Source organism: Flavobacterium sp. W22_SRS_FP1, from assembly GCF_052113685.1.
In the GTDB taxonomy this organism is placed as follows: Bacteria; Bacteroidota; Bacteroidia; order Flavobacteriales; family Flavobacteriaceae; genus Flavobacterium.
This window is the reverse complement of the sequence record NZ_JBGQOE010000014.1, coordinates 48335-68510: the sequence shown is the minus strand read 5'-3', so window position 1 is coordinate 68510 and position 20176 is coordinate 48335. Positions and strand designations below refer to the sequence as shown.

The following is a 20176-nucleotide window of genomic DNA, read 5'->3' as shown; positions in this document are numbered from 1 at the left end:
TTTGTTATTTAGCTTCTTCTACAGAAACTAAGTGTTTAACTTTGTTTATCATCCCAAGGATTGTAGGGTTTGAATCATGCTCTACAACTTGACCCATTTTACGTAGACCTAAAGCTACTAATCCTCTCTTTTGATCAAGCGGACAGTTGATTTTACTTCTAACCTGTTTTACTAATAATTTAGCCATAATTTCCTTGAATTAACCTTTAAAAACTTTCTCTAAAGAAACTCCTCTTTGTCTTGCAACAGTGTGAGCGCTTCTCATTTGTAACAAAGCATCAAAAGTTGCTTTGACTACGTTGTGAGGATTTGATGATCCTTGAGATTTAGACAATACATCGTGAACCCCTACTGATTCAAGAACTGAACGAACAGCTCCACCAGCAATAACTCCTGTACCATGAGAGGCAGGAATTAGAAAAACACGTGCACCACCAAATTTACCCTTTTGTTCGTGAGGAACTGATTGACCAAGTAAAGGAATTTTTACTAAATTTTTCTTAGCATCTTCTACTGCTTTCGCAATTGCTTCAGAAACATCTTTAGATTTTCCTAATCCATGACCTACAACTCCATTTTCATCACCTACAACTACAATAGCAGAAAAACCGAAAGCTCTACCACCTTTTGTAACCTTAGTAACACGATTAACACTCACTAAACGATCTTTTAATTCAAGACCACTTGGTTTTATTAACTCTACATTTTTGTATTTGCTATTAGACATACTATATTAGAATTTAAGTCCAGCCGCTCTCGCGCCTTCTGCTAATGATTTAATACGACCGTGATACAAGTAACCTCCTCTATCGAATGTTACTACTTCAATCCCAGCTTTTAACGCTTTCTCTGCTACTAGTTTTCCAACTGCTACAGCAACTTCTACGTTTGTACCTTTTCCTATTTCTTTTTCTCTTGAAGATGCAGCTAACAATGTAACTCCGTTTACGTCATCAATTAATTGAGCATAAATTTCTTTGTTACTTCTAAAAACAGATAGTCTTGGATTGGCAGTTGTACCACTAATCGATTTTCTAATTCTGAATCTAATTCTCTGTCTTCTTTGAGGTTTCGTTAATGACATAATTTTATTTTTTATGCTGATTTACCTGCTTTTCTTCTTAATACTTCACCTACAAATTTCACACCTTTTCCTTTGTACGGCTCTGGTTTACGGAAACCTCTTATTTTAGCCGCTACTTGGCCTAAAAGTTGCTTGTCAAACGAAGTTAACTTAACAACTGGGTTCTTACCTTTTTCAGATATTGTTTCTAAAGTAACCTCTGGAGCTATTTCTAAAACAATATTGTGTGAAAATCCAAGAGCTAAATCTAATTTTTGTCCTTGATTTGAAGCTCTATAACCAACTCCTACCAATTCTAATGATTTTGTAAAACCATCAGTTACACCGATAACCATGTTACTGATTAAAGATCTGTACAAACCGTGTTTTGCTCTGTGGTCTTTGTGATCAGACGATCTGTCTACTTGAACTAGACCATCTTCAACTGTTACAGTAACGTCCGAAAACTCCTGTGTAAGTTGACCATTTTTTCCTTTTACCGTAATAATACCATCTTTAACTTCTACAGTTACTCCGGCAGGGATTACGACTGGGCTTTTACCTATTCTTGACATCTTATAGAATATTTATTAGTATACGTAACAAATTACTTCACCACCTATGTTCAATTGCTTCGCCTTCTTTCCAGTCATCAAACCTTTTGATGTTGAAACGATAGCTATGCCTAATCCATTAAGGATTCTAGGAATGGTAGAAGAGCTTGAGTACTTACGTAAACCTGGTTTACTAATTCTTTGGATATCTCTAATTACTGACTCTTTAGTATCTTTATCATACTTCAAAGCAATTTTGATTGAACCCTGTACAGAGTTGTCTTCAAATTTGTAACTTAAGATATAACCTTGATCAAATAAGATCTTTGTGATTTCTTTTTTTAGATTAGATGCAGGAATTTCGACAACTTTGTGGTTTGCAGCCACAGCATTTCTAACTCTTGTTAAATAATCCGCAATAGGATCTGTATACATGTTTATTGATTTGCGGTTTTGGTTTTCAATTAACAACTAATCGAACCTGAAACCAATTTATAAATATTAATAATACAGACGTAACAACGTTAAGTCTGTATTAGAACGCAATAAATTACGTTTTACCAAGATGCTTTTTTAACACCAGGTATCAATCCGTTATTTGCCATTTCACGAAATGTAACACGTGAAAGACCAAATTGACGCATATAACCTCTAGGTCTACCTGTTAATTTACAACGATTGTGCAAACGAACTGGCGAAGCATTTTTTGGTAACTTTTGCAAACCTACGAAATCTCCAGCTTCTAACAAAGCTTTTCTTTTCTCAGCATACTTAGCTACTGTTTTTTCTCTCTTCACCTCACGGGCTTTCATTGATTCTTTAGCCATGTCTTAATTCTTTTTAAAAGGTAATCCTAATTCAGTCAATAATGACTTTGCTTCCTTATCAGTTTTAGCAGTAGTTACAAAAGAGATATCCATACCTGAAATTTTGTTTACTTTGTCAATATCAATTTCTGGGAAAATGATTTGTTCCAAAACACCAAGGTTATAATTTCCTCTTCCGTCAAAACCAGTAGCTTTAATACCACTGAAATCTCTAACACGTGGTAAAGCAGAAGTAATAAGTCTATCTAAAAACTCATACATTCTTTCTCCACGCAAAGTAACTTTTGCTCCAATCGGCATACCTTTTCTCAATTTGAAAGACGCAACGTCTTTCTTTGATATAGTAGATATTGCTTTTTGTCCAGTGATCTTTGTCAACTCATCAACAGCATAGTCAATAAGTTTTTTATCAGATACAGCTGCACCAACTCCACGGCTCAAAACGATTTTTTCCAATTTAGGAACTTGCATTACGTTTATGTATCCGTACTCCTCTTTAAGAGCAGAGATAACTCTGTTCTTATATTCCTCTTTCAGTCTAGGTATATACGTCATTACTATAGTACTTGATTAGATTTTTTTGAAAATCTTACTTTCTTATCTCCTTCAACTCTGATTCCAACTCTAGTTGTTTCCTTAGTTTTAGGATCTATCAGAGATACATTAGAAATCTGTAAAGCAGCTTCTTTTTTCACGATCCCGCCTTGAGGGCTTTTTGCACTAGGTTTCGTATGTTTTGAAACCATGTTTACACCTTCAACAATCGCTTTGTTTTTCTCACGGTCAACTCGTAAAACTTTACCCTCTGAACCTTTATGGTCTCCGGCAATTACTCTTACGATGTCTCCTGTTTTTATTTTTAGCTTTATCATCTTAAAACGAATTAAAGCACTTCAGGTGCTAATGATACAATTTTCATGAATTGTTTTTCACGAAGTTCTCTTGCTACTGGTCCAAAAACGCGAGTTCCTCTCATTTCTCCTGCAGCGTTCAAAAGAACACATGCATTGTCATCGAAACGAATATAAGAACCATCGGCTCTTCTCACTTCTTTTCTAGTACGTACAACAACTGCAGTTGAAACAGCTCCTTTTTTAACGCTTCCGTTTGGAGTTGTATCTTTTATAGAAACTACAATCTTGTCACCAACAGAGGCATACCTTCTTTTGGTACCTCCTAAAACACGGATAGTTAAAACTTCCTTCGCCCCAGTGTTATCTGCTACTTTTAGTCTTGATTCTTGTTGTACCATAATTATTTAGCTCTTTCTAGGATTTCAACTAACCTCCAACATTTAGTTTTACTTAAAGGACGCGTTTCGCTAATCCTTACGGTATCTCCAATGTTACAGTCGTTCTTTTCGTCGTGTGCGTGATACTTTTTAGTTTTCAACACGAACTTACCGTATAATGGGTGTTTTACTTTACGCACTTCAGCAATTACAATGGACTTATCCATTTTGTCTGAAGTCACAACACCGATTCTCTCTTTTCTTAAATTTCTTTTTTCTTCCATCTTTCAGCAGATTACAATTGTTGCAACTCTCTTTTTGTGAGCTCTGTAGCTAATCTAGCAACTGATCTCCTAATACTTCTAATTTGAAGTGGATTCTCAATTGGCGATATAGCGTGAGCCATTTTTAGGTCAGCATATACTTTCTTAGTCTGGCTAAGCTTTTCTTGCAACTCCGCTGCAGAAAGATCTTTTATTTCTGATTGTTTCATAATATAATATAGATTATGCTTCGAAATCTCTAGCAACGACGAATTTGGTTTTTACTGGAAGCTTTTGTGCAGCAAGACGTAATGCCTCTTTTGCAACTGACAAAGGAACTCCTCCAACTTCAAACATGATTCTTCCGGGTCTAACTACGGCAGCCCAGTATTCAACTGCACCTTTACCTTTACCCATACGTACCTCAAGAGGTTTCTTTGTGATTGGTTTGTCTGGAAATATTTTGATCCATAATTGTCCCTCCCTTTTCATAAAACGAGTTGCAGCGATACGTGCAGCTTCAATTTGACGAGAAGTTAGAAAACATCCATCTTCATGTACAGATTTAATACCAAACATTCCATTAGAAAGTTCGTGCCCTCTCTGAGAGTTTCCTTTCATTTTACCTTTCTGTACCTTTCGGTATTTTGTTCTTTTAGGCTGTAACATTTTTCTTTAATTTAAAAATTTACTTTCTTTTACGAGCGTCTGGTTTTCCACCTCTGTTAAAGTTAGATTTGCCACGAGGACCGTCTCCACCTTTACCACCAGCTTGTTTTTTGTCCATTCCTGCAAGAGGAGAAAGATCTCTCTTTCCATAGACTTCACCTTTCATGATCCACACTTTGATTCCCATTCTACCATAAGTAGTATGCGCCTCAGCAAGTGCGTAATCAATGTCAGCTCTGAAAGTTGATAGAGGAACCCTACCTTCTTTGAAACCTTCTGAACGTGCCATTTCAGCACCATTCAAACGACCAGAAACCAAAACTTTGATACCTTCTGCGTTCATACGCATTGAGGCAGCAATAGCCATTTTGATTGCACGTCTGTAAGAAATTCTGCTTTCGATTTGACGACAGATACTTGTTGCAACTAAATAAGCATCAAGTTCAGGTCTTTTGATTTCAAAGATGTTGATTTGAACCTCTTTGTCAGTAATTTTCTTAAGTTCTTCTTTTAACTTGTCTACCTCTTGGCCACCTTTTCCGATAATAATACCAGGTCTAGCAGTAGTGATAGTAACGGTTACAAGTTTCAAAGTTCTCTCGATAATTACTTTTGATACACTAGCTTTTGATAAACGAGCATGGATATACTTTCTGATTTTGTGATCTTCGGCAAGTTTATCACCATAATCATTTCCACCATACCAGTTTGAGTCCCATCCTCTGATGATACCAAGTCTATTTCCAATTGGATTTGTCTTTTGTCCCATCTTGTATTAAATTGCTTGTGTGTTATTAATAGATCCTAATACGATTGTAACGTGATTAGAACGTTTTCTTATTCTGTGAGCACGACCTTGTGGAGCTGGACGAAGTCTTTTCAACATCATTCCACCATCTACTGTAATCGTTTTAACAAATAAACCAGCTTCTTCCATATTAGCTTCAGGGTTTTTTGCTTGCCAGTTGGCAATTACTGATAAAACCAATTTTTCTAATTTTCTTGAAGCTTCTTTAGAACTAAATCTTAAGATGTTTAGTGCTCTTTCTACCTTCTGACCTCTTACCAAGTCCGCTACTAAGCGCATTTTTCTAGGTGAAGTAGGGCAGTTATTCAATTTCGCGAAAGCTATAGACTTATTAGCCTCTTTTCTCGCATCTGCTGTTTCTCTTTTACGAACTCCCATTGCTTCTTATTTTTTACCTTTATTTTTTGCTCCAGCATGACCTCTAAACGATCTAGTTGGTGAAAATTCTCCTAATTTGTGACCTACCATGTTTTCTGTAACGTAAACTGGTACAAATTGACGACCGTTATGAACTGCGATAGTTTGCCCAACAAAGTCTGGAGTAATCATAGAAGCTCTAGACCATGTCTTAACAACCCCTTTATTTCCACCTGCGATGTTTTCTTGAACTTTCTTGTCTAACTTATAATGAACAAAAGGTCCTTTTTTTAATGAACGTGCCATATCTTAATTATTTCTTTCTACGTTCTACGATATACTTGTTACTCGGGTTTTTCTTAGAACGAGTTCTATAACCTTTTGCTGGTATTCCATTTCTTGAACGTGGATGTCCACCAGAAGAACGTCCTTCACCACCACCCATTGGGTGATCGACAGGGTTCATCGCTACAGGTCTTGTTCTAGGTCTTCTACCTAACCATCTCGTTCTACCTGCTTTACCAGAAACAACTAATTGGTGGTCTGAATTAGAAACAGCTCCAATGGTAGCAGCACAAGTCAACAAGATTAACCTTGTTTCACCTGACGGCATTTTGATTGTTGCATATTTCCCGTCTCTTGCCATTAATTGAGCAAATGTTCCAGCCGAACGAGCTATTACAGCTCCTTGACCCGGTCTTAACTCAATACAAGATATTACAGTTCCCAAAGGAATTCTGCTTAACGGCAATGTATTACCAATTTCCGGTTGAGATTCAGGACCAGAAACTAATTTCTGACCTACTTTCAATCCGTTTTGAGCAATAACATAAGTTTTCTCACCATCAGCATAAGCTAATAATGCGATAAACGCAGTACGATTTGGATCGTATTCGATTGATTTCACTGTCGCAGGAATTCCTTCCTTTGTTCTTTTGAAATCAATAATACGATATCTCTGCTTGTGACCACCACCCGTATAACGCATGGTCATCTTTCCTTGACTATTTCTACCACCAGAGTTTTTTATCGGCGCTATCAAAGAGCGTTCCGGCTTATCAGTTGTAATGGCGTCATAACCATTCACAACTCTAAATCGCTGACCTGGGGTAATAGGTTTTAATTTTCTTACTGACATTTTTCTATCTTAGATATTGTTGTAAAAATCAATTGTTTCTCCTTCTTGTACTTGTACAATTGCTTTTTTAGTTGCATTCGTCTTTCCACTGATTAAACCACTTTTAGTGTATTTTGTAGTTCTATCCGGTCTTACGTTCATCGTGTTAACGCTCAATATAGTTACACCATAAGCAGCTTCAATAGCTTTCTTAATCTCAACTTTATTTGCTTTTTTGTTAACAACGAATCCGAAGCGGTTTAAAACTTCACTTTCTTTGGTTACTTTTTCCGTTACTATAGGTTTAATTATGATGCTCATATCCTATTATTTACTTAAATTTTCTTCAATTATCTCCAAAGAACTCTCTAAAAGAACTAAGTTAGTAGCATTTAAAATAGCGTAAGTACTTAATTCTAAGCTACTTACTACGCTAGACCCTTTTAAATTGCGTGACGACAAATATACATTTTTATTCACATCACCCAAGACAAACAGAGACTTTTTATTTTCTAACTCTAAAGCCTTCAAAACATTGATGAAATTTTTAGTGTTTGGCGCTTCAAAATTAAAGTCTTCAAGAACGATTATGTTCGACTCTTTTGCTTTGATTGAGAAAGCAGATTTTCTAGCCAAACGTTTCAAGCTCTTATTCAATTTGAATGAATAACTTCTTGGTCTTGGACCGAAAACTGTTCCACCACCTTTAAACAATGGATTCTTTGCACTACCCGCACGAGCAGTACCTGTTCCTTTTTGTTTTTTAATCTTACGTGTACTTCCCGCAACTTCAGCTCTTTCTTTAGCCTTGTGCGTTCCTTGTCGTTGATTAGCTAAATACTGCTTAACATCAAGGTATACTGCATGATTATTTGGTTCAATTGCGAATACTGAATCAGAAAGTTCAACCTTTCTTCCAGTATCTTTTCCGTTGAAATCTAATACTTTTACTTCCATTACTTGTGAATGATTACATAAGAGTTGTTACATCCAGGAACACATCCCTTTATAACAAGTAGATTCTTTTCAGCAACTACTTTTAAAACTCTAAGGTTTTGAACGTTTACATTTTCTCCTCCCATACGTCCAGCCATACGCATTCCTTTGAATACTCTAGATGGATAAGAAGAAGCTCCTACAGAACCTGGCGCTCTTAAACGGTTATGCTGACCATGAGTTGCCTGACCAACACCACCAAAACCGTGACGTTTTACAACCCCTTGAAAACCTTTACCTTTAGATACACCTTGTACATCTACAAATTCTCCTTCAACAAACATAGAAACATCTATAAGATCTCCTAGTTTTTGTTCAGTTGCAAAATTTTGGAATTCAACGACTTTTTTCTTAGCTACAGTTCCCGCTTTTTTAAAGTGACCTAAAGCCGCTTTTGTGGAATGTTTCTCGTTTTTGTCATCGAAACCAAGTTGCAACGCTTCGTACCCGTCAACACCTTTGGTTCTGACTTGGGTAACAACGCATGGTCCAGCTTCGATTACTGTACAAGGAATATTCTTCCCGTTCTCGTCGAAAATGCTAGTCATGCCGATTTTTCTACCAATTAACCCAGACATAATTATTAATTATTAATTATTAAATATAAATATAGAACACACTATTTAAGCGATACCTATTTTTTTAGAGCTGCAAAAGTATAACTTATTTACAGATATTCCTAAAAAAATATTCCCACCTAAATAATGTGCCCTTTTCTTACTAGTAAGCTACTTAAACTTTGATCTCTACTTCAACTCCAGAAGGTAATTCAAGTTTCATCAAAGCATCAATAGTTTTTGATGAAGATGAGTAAATGTCAATTAATCTCTTGTATGACATTACCTCGAATTGCTCTCTAGCTTTTTTGTTAACGTGTGGAGAACGTAGTACTGTGAAAAGTTTTTTGTGTGTTGGTAATGGGATTGGACCTGTTACAACTGCACCGGTACTTTTTACCGTTTTTACGATTTTCTCAGCAGACTTGTCTACTAACATATAATCGTAAGATTTTAGTTTTATTCTGATTTTTTGACTCATTTTCTTAAAGATTAAGCGTTTCCTTTTGCTTTTTTGATTACTGCTTCCGAAATATTAGAAGGAGTTTCCGCGTAGTGTGAAAATTCCATAGTAGAAGTTGCTCTTCCTGACGAAAGTGTTCTTAATGTCGTAACATATCCAAACATTTCAGACAATGGCACATCTGCTTTAATGGTTTTAGCACCTGCTCTATCACCCATGTCATTCACTTGACCTCTACGACGGTTAATATCTCCTACGATATCTCCCATGTTTTCTTCTGGTGTAATAACTTCCATTTTCATGATTGGCTCAAGAATTACAGCTCCAGCAGCCTTAGCCACTTCTCTGTATCCCATTCTAGCTGCAAGTTCAAAAGAAAGTGCATCAGAATCCACTGGGTGAAAAGATCCATCTAAAAGAGTTACTTTTAAACTATCAACTTGGTAACCCGCTAACGGACCAGTTTTCATAGCTTCTCTGAAACCTTTTTCAACAGACGGTATATATTCCTTAGGAACGTTACCACCTTTTACAGAATTCACAAACTGCAATCCAACAGGAACTTTACCATCCACTTCATCAGCAGGCTCTAGTTTAAATACGATATCACCGAATTTACCACGACCTCCAGATTGTTTCTTATATGTTTCTCTGTGTTGAGCAGTTTTTGTAAAAGCTTCTTTGTATTCAACTTGAGGCTCACCTTGGTTCACTTCAACTTTAAATTCACGACGCATTCTATCAACAAGGATATCTAAGTGAAGCTCACCCATACCTGAAATAATAGTTTGTCCTGAAGCCTCATCTGTTCTAACAGTAAACGTAGGATCTTCTTCAGCTAATTTAGCCAAAGCCATACCCATTTTATCTACGTCAGCTTTTGTTTTAGGTTCAATTGCAATACCAATTACCGGTGCAGGAAATTTCATCGACTCAAGAATAATTGGGTGCTTTTCATCACACAAAGTATCTCCAGTCTTAATGTCTTTAAATCCTACTGCAGCTCCAATATCACCTGCTTCGATAAAATCGATAGGGTTTTGCTTGTTAGCGTGCATTTGGTAAATACGCGAGATTCTTTCTTTATTTCCTGAACGTGTGTTCAAAACATAAGAACCTGCATCTAAACGTCCTGAGTAAGCACGAAAGAAAGCTAAACGACCAACAAATGGGTCAGTGGCAATCTTAAAAGCTAAAGCAGCAAATGGCTCTTTAACATCTGGCTTACGCAAAATTTTAGTTTGATCCTCTTCTAACAAATCAGCATCATCAGGATGAATCCCTTGAATACCATCTTTATCCACTGGTGAAGGCAAGTATTTACAAACCGCATCCAACATAAACTGAACACCCTTGTTTTTGAAAGAAGAACCAGCAATCATTGGAATGATAGCCATGTCCATAACCGCAGCCCTTAAAGCAACGTTGATCTCTTCTTCAGTAATAGAGTTTTCATCTTCCATGAATTTTTCTAACAGATTCTCATCATAATCAGCAACCGCTTCAATAAGGATAGATCTGTATTCCTTCACTTCTTCCAACATATCTTCCGGAATAGGCACAATATCATATGTAGCACCCATACCCTCTTCATCCCAAACAATAGCTTGATTTCTCACCAAGTCTACCACTCCTTTGAAATCATTCTCCTCGCCAATTGGCAAAGTGATCGCAACGGCATTAGATTTTAACATATCTCTTACTTGTTGACATACCATCAAAAAGTCAGACCCTTGTCTATCCATTTTATTAACGAACCCAATACGAGGCACCTTGTACTGATCTGCTAATCTCCAGTTAGTTTCTGATTGCGGCTCAACACCATCAACAGCACTAAATAAGAAAACCAAACCGTCAAGAACACGTAAAGAACGGTTTACTTCAACTGTAAAGTCAACGTGTCCCGGTGTGTCAATAATATTAAAGTGATAAGGCAATGTCTCAGGTAAAAGCTTGCCTTGTGTAGTTGGGAAATTCCATTCACAAGTAGTAGCAGCAGAAGTAATCGTAATCCCTCTTTCTTGCTCTTGTGCCATCCAGTCCATTGTTGCAGCACCATCGTGCACTTCACCAATTTTGTGTGATTTTCCAGTATAGAATAATATACGCTCAGTTGTTGTTGTTTTACCAGCATCAATATGAGCAGCAATTCCTATGTTTCTTGTATATTTAAGTTCTCTAGCCATTTCGTAGAATTAAAATCTAAAATGAGAGAAAGCTTTATTCGCTTCTGCCATTTTGTGAGTATCCATTCTTTTCTTAACAGCAGCACCTTCTTCTTTAGCCGCAGCTAAACATTCTGAAGCTAATTTTTGAGCCATAGATTTTTCATTTCTTCTTCTAGAATAAAGTATCAACCACTTCATCGCGTAAGAAATTTTTCTGTCTGGTCTAATTTGCATCGGAATTTGAAATGTAGCTCCACCAACTCTACGACTACGCACTTCTACGTGAGGCATAACATTGGTTAAGGCATCTTTCCAAATTTCTAATGATGATTTTTCTGCATCTTGCTTTTTTGATTCTATGATATCAATCGCATCATAAAACACTTTGAAAGCTGTTGATTTCTTACCATCCCACATTAAGTTGTTTACAAAACGTGTTACCAATTGGTCATTAAACCTAGGGTCTGGTAAAAGTGGTCTCTTCTTTGCCGCTCTTTTTCTCATGTCTTTTTTTTAATAAAATGCCATACTAGTATAACCATGACGAATCATGCTAATACAAGAATAACTTTTTAAATTACTTTTTTGCTTCTTTTGGGCGTTTAGCACCATACTTAGATCTTCTCTGCGTTCTTCCTGCTACTCCTGACGTATCAAGTGCACCACGAACGATGTGATATCTAACTCCTGGTAAATCTTTTACCCTTCCACCCCTAACTAATACTATCGAGTGCTCTTGTAAATTGTGTCCTTCACCAGGGATGTAGGCATTTACTTCATTACCATTTGTCAAACGTACACGCGCTACTTTACGCATTGCAGAGTTTGGTTTTTTTGGTGTTGTAGTGTAAACACGCGTACAAACCCCTCTTCTTTGAGGACAAGAATCTAAAGCAACCGATTTACTCTTCTTAGTTATCTGAGTTCTTCCTGTTCTTACTAATTGTTGAATTGTTGGCATAATTAATACTAAAAATTTATTATGTATATTTAATTCCCGCTTTTTACGGGCTTGCAAATGTATGCTTTTTTTTTAAATTTACAAATGCTAACTCATTAATTTTTAGCAACATTCTTTCGTGGTCATAATTTTATTTCAAACCTTAAATATTTGCACTACTTTTATCAAAACCCCGACTTAATTGAAACATCAGTTAATTTATATTTTACTATTTACTTTTGGGCTTAGCTCCTATGCACAAACGATGCAACTAAAACTTATAGGAAGTTCAGTTTCTGAAACAAAAACAATAGATTCCCTTGGTTATATTTCTAATCATACAAATGCAAAATCAGTAGCTGACGAGCTTGAACTAATAGTTGAAAAACTATCAAAAATAGGATTCCTCACAAATAAAATACTTGCACAAAATAAAGTCAGTGATTCCAGCTATACCGTAAAACTAAACTTAGGAAACAGAATTAAATGGTTACATATATATATAGGTACAAATTCTACAATCAATAGATTGTTGTTTTCAAACGAGAACAAAGACAGCCTTGTTCTACCTTATATACAGACCGAAGCCTTTTTAGACCAGAGTTTAAAAAAAATGGACGAAAAAGGATACGCTTTCACAAAAATAAATCTAACTAAGCTAAAAATAAAAGGAAACACACTATTTACCACACTGAAACTGGAAGCAGAAAAGCCGAGAACACTAAATTCTATCGTGGTTAAATACGGCAGCGCAGCAGAAAACAAGTACTTCCCTAAAGGTCATTTAGCTCAAATCCATCGAAAATACAACAACAAAATATTCAACCAGGATCTCGTGAGTAAAATTCATGACGACTTTAAAAAATACCCATTTATTACCCAACTAAAATATCCGGAGGTATTATTTACTAACGACAGTACCAAAGTCTACGTTTATATCGAAAACGTAAAAACCAACACATTTGACGGTTTTATAGGGTTTAACAACAACGACATCAATAATAAAATAACGTTCAATGGCTATCTTGACCTAACTCTTCAAAACATTATAAAAGCAGGGGAACAGTTTTCACTTTATTGGAAAAGCGACGGAAACGACCAAAAAACATTTAAAACTGCCCTAGAACTTCCCTACATACTAAAAAGCTCCTTGGGATTGAGAGGCCAGTTAAACATCTTTAAACAAGACAGCACTTTTCAAAACACCAAAATAGCCATAGCTTTAAGCTACTATCTAAACTATGACACTCGTCTCTACTTAGGTTATCAATCTACATTGTCAAGCGATATTCAAAACATCAATAACTCACTTATCACTGATTACAAAAGCTCCTACCTCACCTCAGAATTAGCCTATTCGAAAATAGACAGTCGCAATTCAATGTTTTTTTACGGATCTCAACTGAATATTAAAACCGGGATAGGAACAAGAGAAACAAATAATCTACTAGATAGCTCTGTCATGAACAAACAGTTCTACATTGATTTGCTCGCTACACATACTTTTTATTTGAACGAGAAAAACTCAATTAACATAAGAAGCCAAAACTACTTTTTGCAAAGCACGAATTACATCCCAAATGAATTATTCCGTTTTGGAGGAGTCAACTCTATTCGTGGATTTGCAGAAAATAGCCTTCAAGCGAATTTAATGACAGCACTTCTAACGGAGTATCGCTACATTGCATCACCCTCACTTTACTTTCACACCATAATTGACTATTCCGTTCTTCAAGACTCATCAATACAAACAGAAGCTAATGTCAAAACTAACTTATTGGGGATTGGGCTTGGGCTTGGAATAAAAACAAAAAGCGGATCCTTAAAAATCTCGATCGCAGCTGGAAGTGAGAACGACCAAAAATTAGAGTTTTCTAACACGATTCTTAACCTTAATTACAACGTCAAGTTTTAAACTTCAGGTAATGACTAACAAAACAATTCTTTGACCTAGCTAAATGCGTTCCTATCTGCAACAAAAAAGTAATTATTACAGAACAACACAAGTTGCTTTTTAGAGAAAATAGACTCACTAACCCCGAAGGACCGTGACTTTCCAATTTAGTTAAACAATTGCCAACGTTCCATTCCAAGTTTCACTTCTTTTTCGACAAATCTCTTAATACTATCCGGAAGTCTTACGACTGACAAATCATCCATTTTGCATATTTTTTGACAACTAACTTCAACACTTTATATTCAAAGTACCTACCGACAAAAGTGGAATTATTAACTCAGTGCCAATAAGTGCGTAAAAAAAAAATAGCTCAAAAGTTATCTTTCAGCTCCACCATATATTGTCAGAAAACCTAGCAATCGCTTAATAATAGACATCTATTTCCATCCAAAAAACAACACTATATCAAAAATCATCCTCAATCATCCGTAATTTCTTATATAAAACAGCTCGCAACTGTAATTAAAAAATACAATTTGTTAACCTTCCCTTAACGTCAGGCACAAATAAAACAGGAATACCCGTTAATTTAACACCGATAATGTCTATTGTAGATGAATGTAGTTAAACAAACAGTTATACTAGGGTACTTAACGTTTTATTAAGAATTTTGTGAGACTAATTCAAAATAATTAAAAATGAAACTAAAGTTCAATGGAATCTTGGTACTATTTGTAGTACTGATGACGCAACTAACTTTTGCGCAAGAAAGAGCCGTGACTGGCGTTGTTTCTGATAATGCAGGAATGCCTATACCAGGTGTGAGTGTATTAGTCAAAGGAACTAACTTCGGAACGCAAACTGATTTTGACGGGAAATTCGCAATTAATGCAGCCCCAAGTCAAATTTTAATTTTTAGCTACATTGGGATGGAAACCCAAGAATTAAAAGCTACATCAATAATAGTTACCGTTAAAATGAAAAATACTGCTTTTGAACTTGAAGGAGTAGTCGTTACTGCCTTAGGGATTAAAAGAGAGAAAAAGTCCTTAGGTTATGCCACACAAGAAGTCTCAGGTGATGCAGTATCTAATGTTAAAAGTTCTAACTTCGTAAACTCACTTTCTGGTAAGGTTGCAGGTTTGGACATTAAAACATCTGGTAACTTAGGCGGATCTACTCAAGTTGTCATTAGAGGTAATAGTTCTATATCTGGTAATAACCAGGCTTTATTTGTAGTTGACGGAATACCTATTGATAATGGTAACACAAACACTGCAAATCAACAAGCAGGTGGAGGTGGTTATGACTATGGAAATGCAGCTTCAGATATTAATCCTGATGATATTGCATCTATCAACGTTCTAAAAGGAGCTGCTGCAACAGCACTTTACGGTTCCCGAGCTTCTAATGGTGTAGTAATGATTGTTACCAAAAAAGGGGGGAAACAAAAAGGTATTGGTGTAACTATCAACTCTAGTGTTACTTTAGGCACTGCAGATAAATCAACCTTACCTACATACCAAAATAAATACGGAGCAGGTTACGGACCTTACTATGCATCAGCTGATGGTTATTTTAATTTAGCAGACATCAACGGAGATGGCGTTGATGATTTAACAACTCCATTTACTGAGGATGCATCTTATGGAGCCGCATTTGATCCAAGTTTAATGGTGTATCAATGGAACTCTATTTACCCTCAATTAACAGACACTTATCAAAAGGCGACTCCTTGGATCGCTGGGAAAAACAATCCTAATTCAGTTTGGGGTACGGGAAGTACCGTAGTGAACTCTGTGTCCTTAGATGGTGGAACTGATAAAAGCTCTTTTAGACTAGGTTTCACTAACTTACTACAAGAGGGTAATTTACCGAACCAAAACATCAAAAGAAACACTATATCTTTTTCTGGATCTCAAGATTTGTCAGACAAAATGACTGTTTCTACTTATTTCAATTTTGTTAAAAATGATGGGAAAGGTAGAAACGGAACTGGTTACTCATCCGGTAACATCATGCAACAGTTTAGACAATGGAATCAAATGAATGTTGATTACGGAGCTCAAAAAGATGCTTACCTTCTTACGGGTGACAACATCACTTGGAACCCAAATGGACCAGATGACTTAAGCCCAATTTATTCAGATAATCCATACTGGACCTTCTATGAAAATTACCAAACAGACACGAGAACAAGATTATTCGGTAATGTTGCCTTAGACAACAAAATAAATGATTGGTTATCAGCCTCTGTTAGATTCTCATTTGATACTTACAGCGAATTGCAAGAAGAGAGAATCAATGTGGGAAGTGCAGATGTATCAGAATACTCAAGATATAACAACAATGTAGCTGAATACAACTACGACGCCATGCTAAACTTCAATAAAGATTTAACTGAAAAATTAAACCTAGAAGGTAACATTGGTTTTAACTTACGAAACAACGTTAGAAACGATATTCGCGCTCAGACTAACGGAGGTCTAAATATAAAAAGTCTATACTCACTTTCAAACACAGTAAGTCCAATTAACGCTCCAATTGAATACGGTTCAAGTAGCATGGTTGATGGCGAGTACATCAGAGCAAGTTTAGGTTATGATGGTTTTGCTTACCTTGAGGGTTCCTATAGGACTGACAGATCATCTACCCTGCCAAAAGAGAACAATAGATTTGGTTACTATTCCGTTTCTGGAAGTTTAGTATTCTCTTCTTTAATTGAAGCTCCATGGTTATCATTTGGTAAAGTGAGAGCCAATTACGCAGAAGTGGGTAGCGCTACAGATCCTTATAGAGTTTTCAATACATTATCTTTTGGAACTCCATTTAACGGAACAGCTGTTGCTTCAAACCCTACTACACTAGCTAATTTGAATCTTTTACCTGAGAGACAAAATAGTTATGAACTTGGTTTAGAGATGTCATTTTTAAAGAGACGTGTTGGATTTGACCTTTCTTATTACAACAATCAAAACATCAACCAAATTACAGCCATTCCATTATCAACCTCGACAGGATATGGATCAGCAGTACTGAATGCTGGTACTATTGAAAATAAAGGGGTTGAAGTACAACTGAATGCCACTCCATTAAAGACAGCTGATTTTCAATGGGATTTAAATCTGAACTGGTCTCAGAACAAAAGTCTAGTAGTTGAACTGCTTAATGGTATTAACAACTTACAATTGGCATCATTACAAGGTGGTATATCAATTAATGCAACACCTGGACAACCTTACGGAACCATCAGAGGAAGCGACTACATCTATGCTGATAATGGTCAACCAATCGTTAGTCAGACAGGAACCTCAAGTTCAATTGGTAATTACCAAAGAACTTCATCAAGTAATAATGTAATTGGTGATATCAATGCAGATTGGAAAGCGGGACTTACCAACAACATCAGTTATAAGAATTTTAATTTATCTTTCTTAATTGACATGCAAAAAGGCGGAGATGTATTTTCTCTTGATACTTGGTATGGCTACGCCACAGGAATGTATGACTTCTCAGCAGCTGACAATGAGTTAGGTAATCCAGTAAGAGATGTTGTTACGGGTACACCCGGAAATTACGGCGCTGATAGTGGTGGTGTAATCTTTCCTGGAGTAGCACCTGATGGGACTACGAATCAAGTTAGAGCTAACACCAATACTTATGCAAATTCATTTGGATACTATAGAGCACCAAATAAAGCTCATGTTTATGACGCTGGATACATTAAATTACGTCAAGCAAGTTTAACTTATAATTTTGATAAAAAAGTATTAAGTAGACTACCTTTCAATAACGTTGCTATCTCTTTAATTGGTAGAAACTTGTGGATTATCGATAAAAACGTACCCTATGCAGATCCAGAAGCAGGTTTAAGTTCTGGAAATGTTCAAGGATATCAATCTGGAGCTCAGCCATCAATAAGAGAAATTGGAGCAAGTCTTAAATTACAGTTTTAAAAAAAAAATTATGAAAAAAATAATAATAACAGCTTTATCTATTATTGCTTTCGTATCGTGTCAATCTAATGACTCTTACGAAAATTTAAATAAAGACCCGAAGAACCCTACTCAGGTGAATTCAGAATTTTTATTCAATTCTGCATCTAAGAGTTTAGTGGACCAGATGACCAGCACCAGTGTAAATGACAACATTTTCAGACTGTTAGCACAACACTGGACAGAAACAACTTATGTAGACGAAGCCAATTACGACTTCAACACACGTAACATTACAAACAACTTTTGGTCTGAAATGTACAGAGATGTTCTATTAGATCTTTCTGTTGCTAAAACAACTATCGAGGCTAACACAAGAATGACTACTGCCACAAAAGCATCACGTCTAGCTCAAATCGAGATCTTAAATGTTTACGCTTGGGCAAATTTAGTTGAAACATTTGGAGATATTCCTTATACTCAAGCATTGAAAGGAACTGAATTTCCACTTCCTGTGTACGATGATGCAGCTACTATTTATGCTGATTTACTTACACGTCTAAGTGCAGCAATACCTAATTTAACTAATGATGGTTTCGGTGCAGCAGATCCGTTTTATGGAGGTAATGTTACTGCTTGGAAAAAATTCGGTAATTCATTGAAGTTAAGAATGGGTGTAAGAATTGCTGATGCTCCAGGTATGTCTGCAATGGCAGAAGCTGCCATTACATCGGCCGTAACCGGTGGAGTATTTACTTCAAACGCTGATAATACCTCTTTACCTTATACTACCACGACACCAAACACGAATCCAGTTTGGAACGCTTTAGTACTTTCTGGAAGATCAGATTTCGTCGCTGCTAATACATTAGTAGACTTCATGAATGATGTTAATGACCCTAGAAGGCCATTTTACTTTCAGGACAACATAAAAGACTCTATTACTGATGCCACAATTTATGTAGGTGGAGTTTACGGCAAAAACAGCCCATATGGTGACCATACTCATATAGGTGAGAGAATGGAAATGGCAGACAATCCAGCATCACTGATGGATTTTGCTGAAGTTTCTTTTTACTTAGCAGATGCTGCTGAACGTGGTATATCAGGAACACCGGCCCAAGCGGAAGGTTTCTATAACGCAGGTATAACAGCTTCATTCGATTATTGGGGAGCTCCTGACGTTTCTAGTTATTTATTAAACCCTGACGTAGCTTATGCAACTGCTCCCGGCGACTGGAAAGTAAAAATTGGTAATCAACTTTGGTTAGCGATGTACAATAGAGGTTACGAAGCTTGGACAGCTTGGAGAACTTATGATATCCCCGGTTTTGCAAAACCTTTTGTATCTGAACTACCAGTTCCAACAAGATACACATATCCTATTAGTGAACAAAACCTAAATGTTACCAACTATAACGAAGCTTCATCAGCAATAGGTGGTGATGCACAGACAACAAAATTATTCTGGGACGTAAACTAGAATAATCATTTTATATTATTAGAAGTTATTAAGGCTGCCAATTATGGCGGCCTTTTTAATTTGTTCACTTTCTGACATTAACTTCCTTATTAGTATAACCGCATCAAAACCAACACATACCAAGTAGTATTTTTTTTCAATTGTCCATTACTGCAATGGCAATACCCGAAAAAACTAATTAATGACCGTTCACTTTACAATACATTAAACCACGGAAAGCATCCAATACTCCAACAAAAAATTAAATCCATCACTGCTAAAATATTGCTTTTTCATACGGTGCATCACCCAAATTGCGATAAGAAAAGAACATAGTTATTGAAGCTAGTTATCAGATTTTTAAAAAAGAAAGTGCTTTTTAAAACACAAAAAAGACCAATATTTAGATCAGTACATTAAGCCATACCACCAATCCTATTTAGTCTACATTTTCTAGTCATATTCAATCCAAAAACAACTCTTTAATATTCGATCACTAAACTACATGCAGGAAAACTGATTTCGAATACTCCAAAAGAGCACAACAAAAACGACTACTTTTTAATAAATCAAGCCTAAGCATTCAAGCAGCAATTGGTAAAAAACCAAATTGTTTAACATTTATCAAAATTATAAAAACCCAGATCCAAGTTTTAACATAAAAATTAATTCGCATAAAAATACTTTTTTTCTTACAATAAACTATTTTAATTATGATAAATCTTACTTATAATCTATTATGTTATCACAAAAATATAGGGAATAACGATTAGTGTTTTATTTAAATATTAAACAATTGTTAATTTTTAACAGTTTAATATTAGGAATATTACCAAATTATCAACAATTTTGAGAAACTAATTCAAAAA

Annotated in this window: 26 protein-coding genes; 3 read left to right on the top strand and 23 right to left on the bottom strand. The window is 36.0% G+C overall.

From position 1 onward, the window contains the following. Nucleotides 1-4 precede the first annotated feature (4 nt). From rpmD to rpsL, 23 genes are all read right to left on the bottom strand, one after another. The gene (rpmD, locus tag ACEN2H_RS09720) at nucleotides 5-187 is read right to left on the bottom strand and encodes a 50S ribosomal protein L30 (protein ID WP_007136548.1); all 183 of its coding nucleotides are present in this window, start codon (nucleotides 185-187) and stop codon (nucleotides 5-7) included. Between the two features lie 12 nt (nucleotides 188-199). Continuing rightward, nucleotides 200-727 carry a 30S ribosomal protein S5 gene (rpsE, locus tag ACEN2H_RS09715; protein WP_441732138.1) on the bottom strand — a complete coding sequence of 176 codons (528 nt, stop codon included), beginning with the start codon at nucleotides 725-727 and terminating at the stop codon, nucleotides 200-202. Nucleotides 728-733: 6 nt separating this feature from the next. After that, complete coding sequence (gene rplR / locus ACEN2H_RS09710; RefSeq protein WP_441732137.1) at nucleotides 734-1084, bottom strand: 50S ribosomal protein L18; 351 nt, start codon at nucleotides 1082-1084, stop codon at nucleotides 734-736. An 11-nt stretch (nucleotides 1085-1095) separates the two neighbouring features. After that, a complete protein-coding gene (gene rplF / locus ACEN2H_RS09705) occupies nucleotides 1096-1638 on the bottom strand; it encodes a 50S ribosomal protein L6 (protein WP_441732136.1) in 543 nt (180 codons plus the stop codon). Nucleotides 1639-1653: 15 nt separating this feature from the next. Beyond that, nucleotides 1654-2052, bottom strand: a complete 399-nt coding sequence (gene rpsH, locus ACEN2H_RS09700) for a 30S ribosomal protein S8 (RefSeq protein ID WP_441732135.1) — start codon at nucleotides 2050-2052, stop codon at nucleotides 1654-1656. A gap of 122 nt (nucleotides 2053-2174) precedes the next feature. Continuing rightward, nucleotides 2175-2444, bottom strand: a complete 270-nt coding sequence (gene rpsN / locus ACEN2H_RS09695) for a 30S ribosomal protein S14 (protein ID WP_007136553.1) — start codon at nucleotides 2442-2444, stop codon at nucleotides 2175-2177. Nucleotides 2445-2447: 3 nt separating this feature from the next. Beyond that, a complete protein-coding gene (gene rplE, locus ACEN2H_RS09690; RefSeq protein WP_441732134.1) occupies nucleotides 2448-2999 on the bottom strand; it encodes a 50S ribosomal protein L5 in 552 nt (183 codons plus the stop codon). Between the two features lie 2 nt (nucleotides 3000-3001). Then, nucleotides 3002-3316 carry a 50S ribosomal protein L24 gene (gene rplX, locus ACEN2H_RS09685; protein WP_441732133.1) on the bottom strand — a complete coding sequence of 105 codons (315 nt, stop codon included), beginning with the start codon at nucleotides 3314-3316 and terminating at the stop codon, nucleotides 3002-3004. Between the two features lie 11 nt (nucleotides 3317-3327). Beyond that, complete coding sequence (gene rplN / locus ACEN2H_RS09680) at nucleotides 3328-3696, bottom strand: 50S ribosomal protein L14 (protein ID WP_007136556.1); 369 nt, start codon at nucleotides 3694-3696, stop codon at nucleotides 3328-3330. 2 nt (nucleotides 3697-3698) lie between these two features. Continuing rightward, nucleotides 3699-3959, bottom strand: a complete 261-nt coding sequence (rpsQ, locus tag ACEN2H_RS09675) for a 30S ribosomal protein S17 (RefSeq protein WP_441732132.1) — start codon at nucleotides 3957-3959, stop codon at nucleotides 3699-3701. 11 nt (nucleotides 3960-3970) lie between these two features. Then, nucleotides 3971-4168 (bottom strand): 50S ribosomal protein L29, encoded by a 198-nt coding sequence (rpmC, locus tag ACEN2H_RS09670; protein ID WP_441732131.1) that lies wholly within the window; start codon nucleotides 4166-4168, stop codon nucleotides 3971-3973. A gap of 13 nt (nucleotides 4169-4181) precedes the next feature. Next, a complete protein-coding gene (gene rplP, locus ACEN2H_RS09665) occupies nucleotides 4182-4607 on the bottom strand; it encodes a 50S ribosomal protein L16 (protein ID WP_441732129.1) in 426 nt (141 codons plus the stop codon). 19 nt (nucleotides 4608-4626) lie between these two features. After that, nucleotides 4627-5376, bottom strand: coding sequence for a 30S ribosomal protein S3 (rpsC, locus tag ACEN2H_RS09660; RefSeq protein ID WP_441732128.1), 750 nt, complete (start codon nucleotides 5374-5376; stop codon nucleotides 4627-4629). 6 nt (nucleotides 5377-5382) lie between these two features. Beyond that, nucleotides 5383-5793 carry a 50S ribosomal protein L22 gene (gene rplV, locus ACEN2H_RS09655; RefSeq protein WP_066081038.1) on the bottom strand — a complete coding sequence of 137 codons (411 nt, stop codon included), beginning with the start codon at nucleotides 5791-5793 and terminating at the stop codon, nucleotides 5383-5385. Between the two features lie 6 nt (nucleotides 5794-5799). Next, nucleotides 5800-6078, bottom strand: a complete 279-nt coding sequence (gene rpsS, locus ACEN2H_RS09650; protein WP_007136562.1) for a 30S ribosomal protein S19 — start codon at nucleotides 6076-6078, stop codon at nucleotides 5800-5802. Nucleotides 6079-6085: 7 nt separating this feature from the next. Continuing rightward, entirely contained in the window at nucleotides 6086-6910 is an 825-nt protein-coding gene (gene rplB, locus ACEN2H_RS09645; protein ID WP_035619640.1) for a 50S ribosomal protein L2, read from the bottom strand. Between the two features lie 9 nt (nucleotides 6911-6919). After that, nucleotides 6920-7210, bottom strand: a complete 291-nt coding sequence (gene rplW / locus ACEN2H_RS09640; RefSeq protein WP_441732127.1) for a 50S ribosomal protein L23 — start codon at nucleotides 7208-7210, stop codon at nucleotides 6920-6922. 6 nt (nucleotides 7211-7216) lie between these two features. Continuing rightward, nucleotides 7217-7846, bottom strand: a complete 630-nt coding sequence (gene rplD, locus ACEN2H_RS09635) for a 50S ribosomal protein L4 (RefSeq protein WP_441732125.1) — start codon at nucleotides 7844-7846, stop codon at nucleotides 7217-7219. Beyond that, entirely contained in the window at nucleotides 7846-8463 is a 618-nt protein-coding gene (rplC, locus tag ACEN2H_RS09630; RefSeq protein WP_091430435.1) for a 50S ribosomal protein L3, read from the bottom strand. Before rplC ends, rplD begins: the two co-directional genes overlap by 1 nt. Before the next feature lie 154 nt (nucleotides 8464-8617). Further along, nucleotides 8618-8923 carry a 30S ribosomal protein S10 gene (rpsJ, locus tag ACEN2H_RS09625; protein ID WP_040473603.1) on the bottom strand — a complete coding sequence of 102 codons (306 nt, stop codon included), beginning with the start codon at nucleotides 8921-8923 and terminating at the stop codon, nucleotides 8618-8620. A gap of 11 nt (nucleotides 8924-8934) precedes the next feature. Further along, nucleotides 8935-11091, bottom strand: coding sequence for an elongation factor G (fusA, locus tag ACEN2H_RS09620; RefSeq protein WP_441732124.1), 2157 nt, complete (start codon nucleotides 11089-11091; stop codon nucleotides 8935-8937). Nucleotides 11092-11100: 9 nt separating this feature from the next. After that, the gene (rpsG, locus tag ACEN2H_RS09615) at nucleotides 11101-11577 is read right to left on the bottom strand and encodes a 30S ribosomal protein S7 (protein WP_007136569.1); all 477 of its coding nucleotides are present in this window, start codon (nucleotides 11575-11577) and stop codon (nucleotides 11101-11103) included. Between the two features lie 73 nt (nucleotides 11578-11650). After that, nucleotides 11651-12034, bottom strand: coding sequence for a 30S ribosomal protein S12 (gene rpsL / locus ACEN2H_RS09610; protein WP_007136570.1), 384 nt, complete (start codon nucleotides 12032-12034; stop codon nucleotides 11651-11653). A gap of 181 nt (nucleotides 12035-12215) precedes the next feature. Here rpsL and ACEN2H_RS09605 point away from each other — a divergent pair, with 181 nt between their 5' ends. The 3 genes from ACEN2H_RS09605 (at nucleotide 12216) to ACEN2H_RS09595 (ending at nucleotide 19328) form a co-directional block, all read left to right on the top strand. Then, entirely contained in the window at nucleotides 12216-13928 is a 1713-nt protein-coding gene (locus ACEN2H_RS09605; RefSeq protein WP_441732123.1) for a hypothetical protein, read from the top strand. 680 nt (nucleotides 13929-14608) lie between these two features. Further along, nucleotides 14609-17866, top strand: coding sequence for a SusC/RagA family TonB-linked outer membrane protein (locus ACEN2H_RS09600; RefSeq protein ID WP_441732121.1), 3258 nt, complete (start codon nucleotides 14609-14611; stop codon nucleotides 17864-17866). 10 nt (nucleotides 17867-17876) lie between these two features. Continuing rightward, on the top strand, nucleotides 17877-19328 hold the full coding sequence (locus ACEN2H_RS09595) for a SusD/RagB family nutrient-binding outer membrane lipoprotein (RefSeq protein ID WP_441732120.1): 1452 nt from the start codon (nucleotides 17877-17879) through the stop codon (nucleotides 19326-19328). Nucleotides 19329-20176 lie beyond the last annotated feature (848 nt).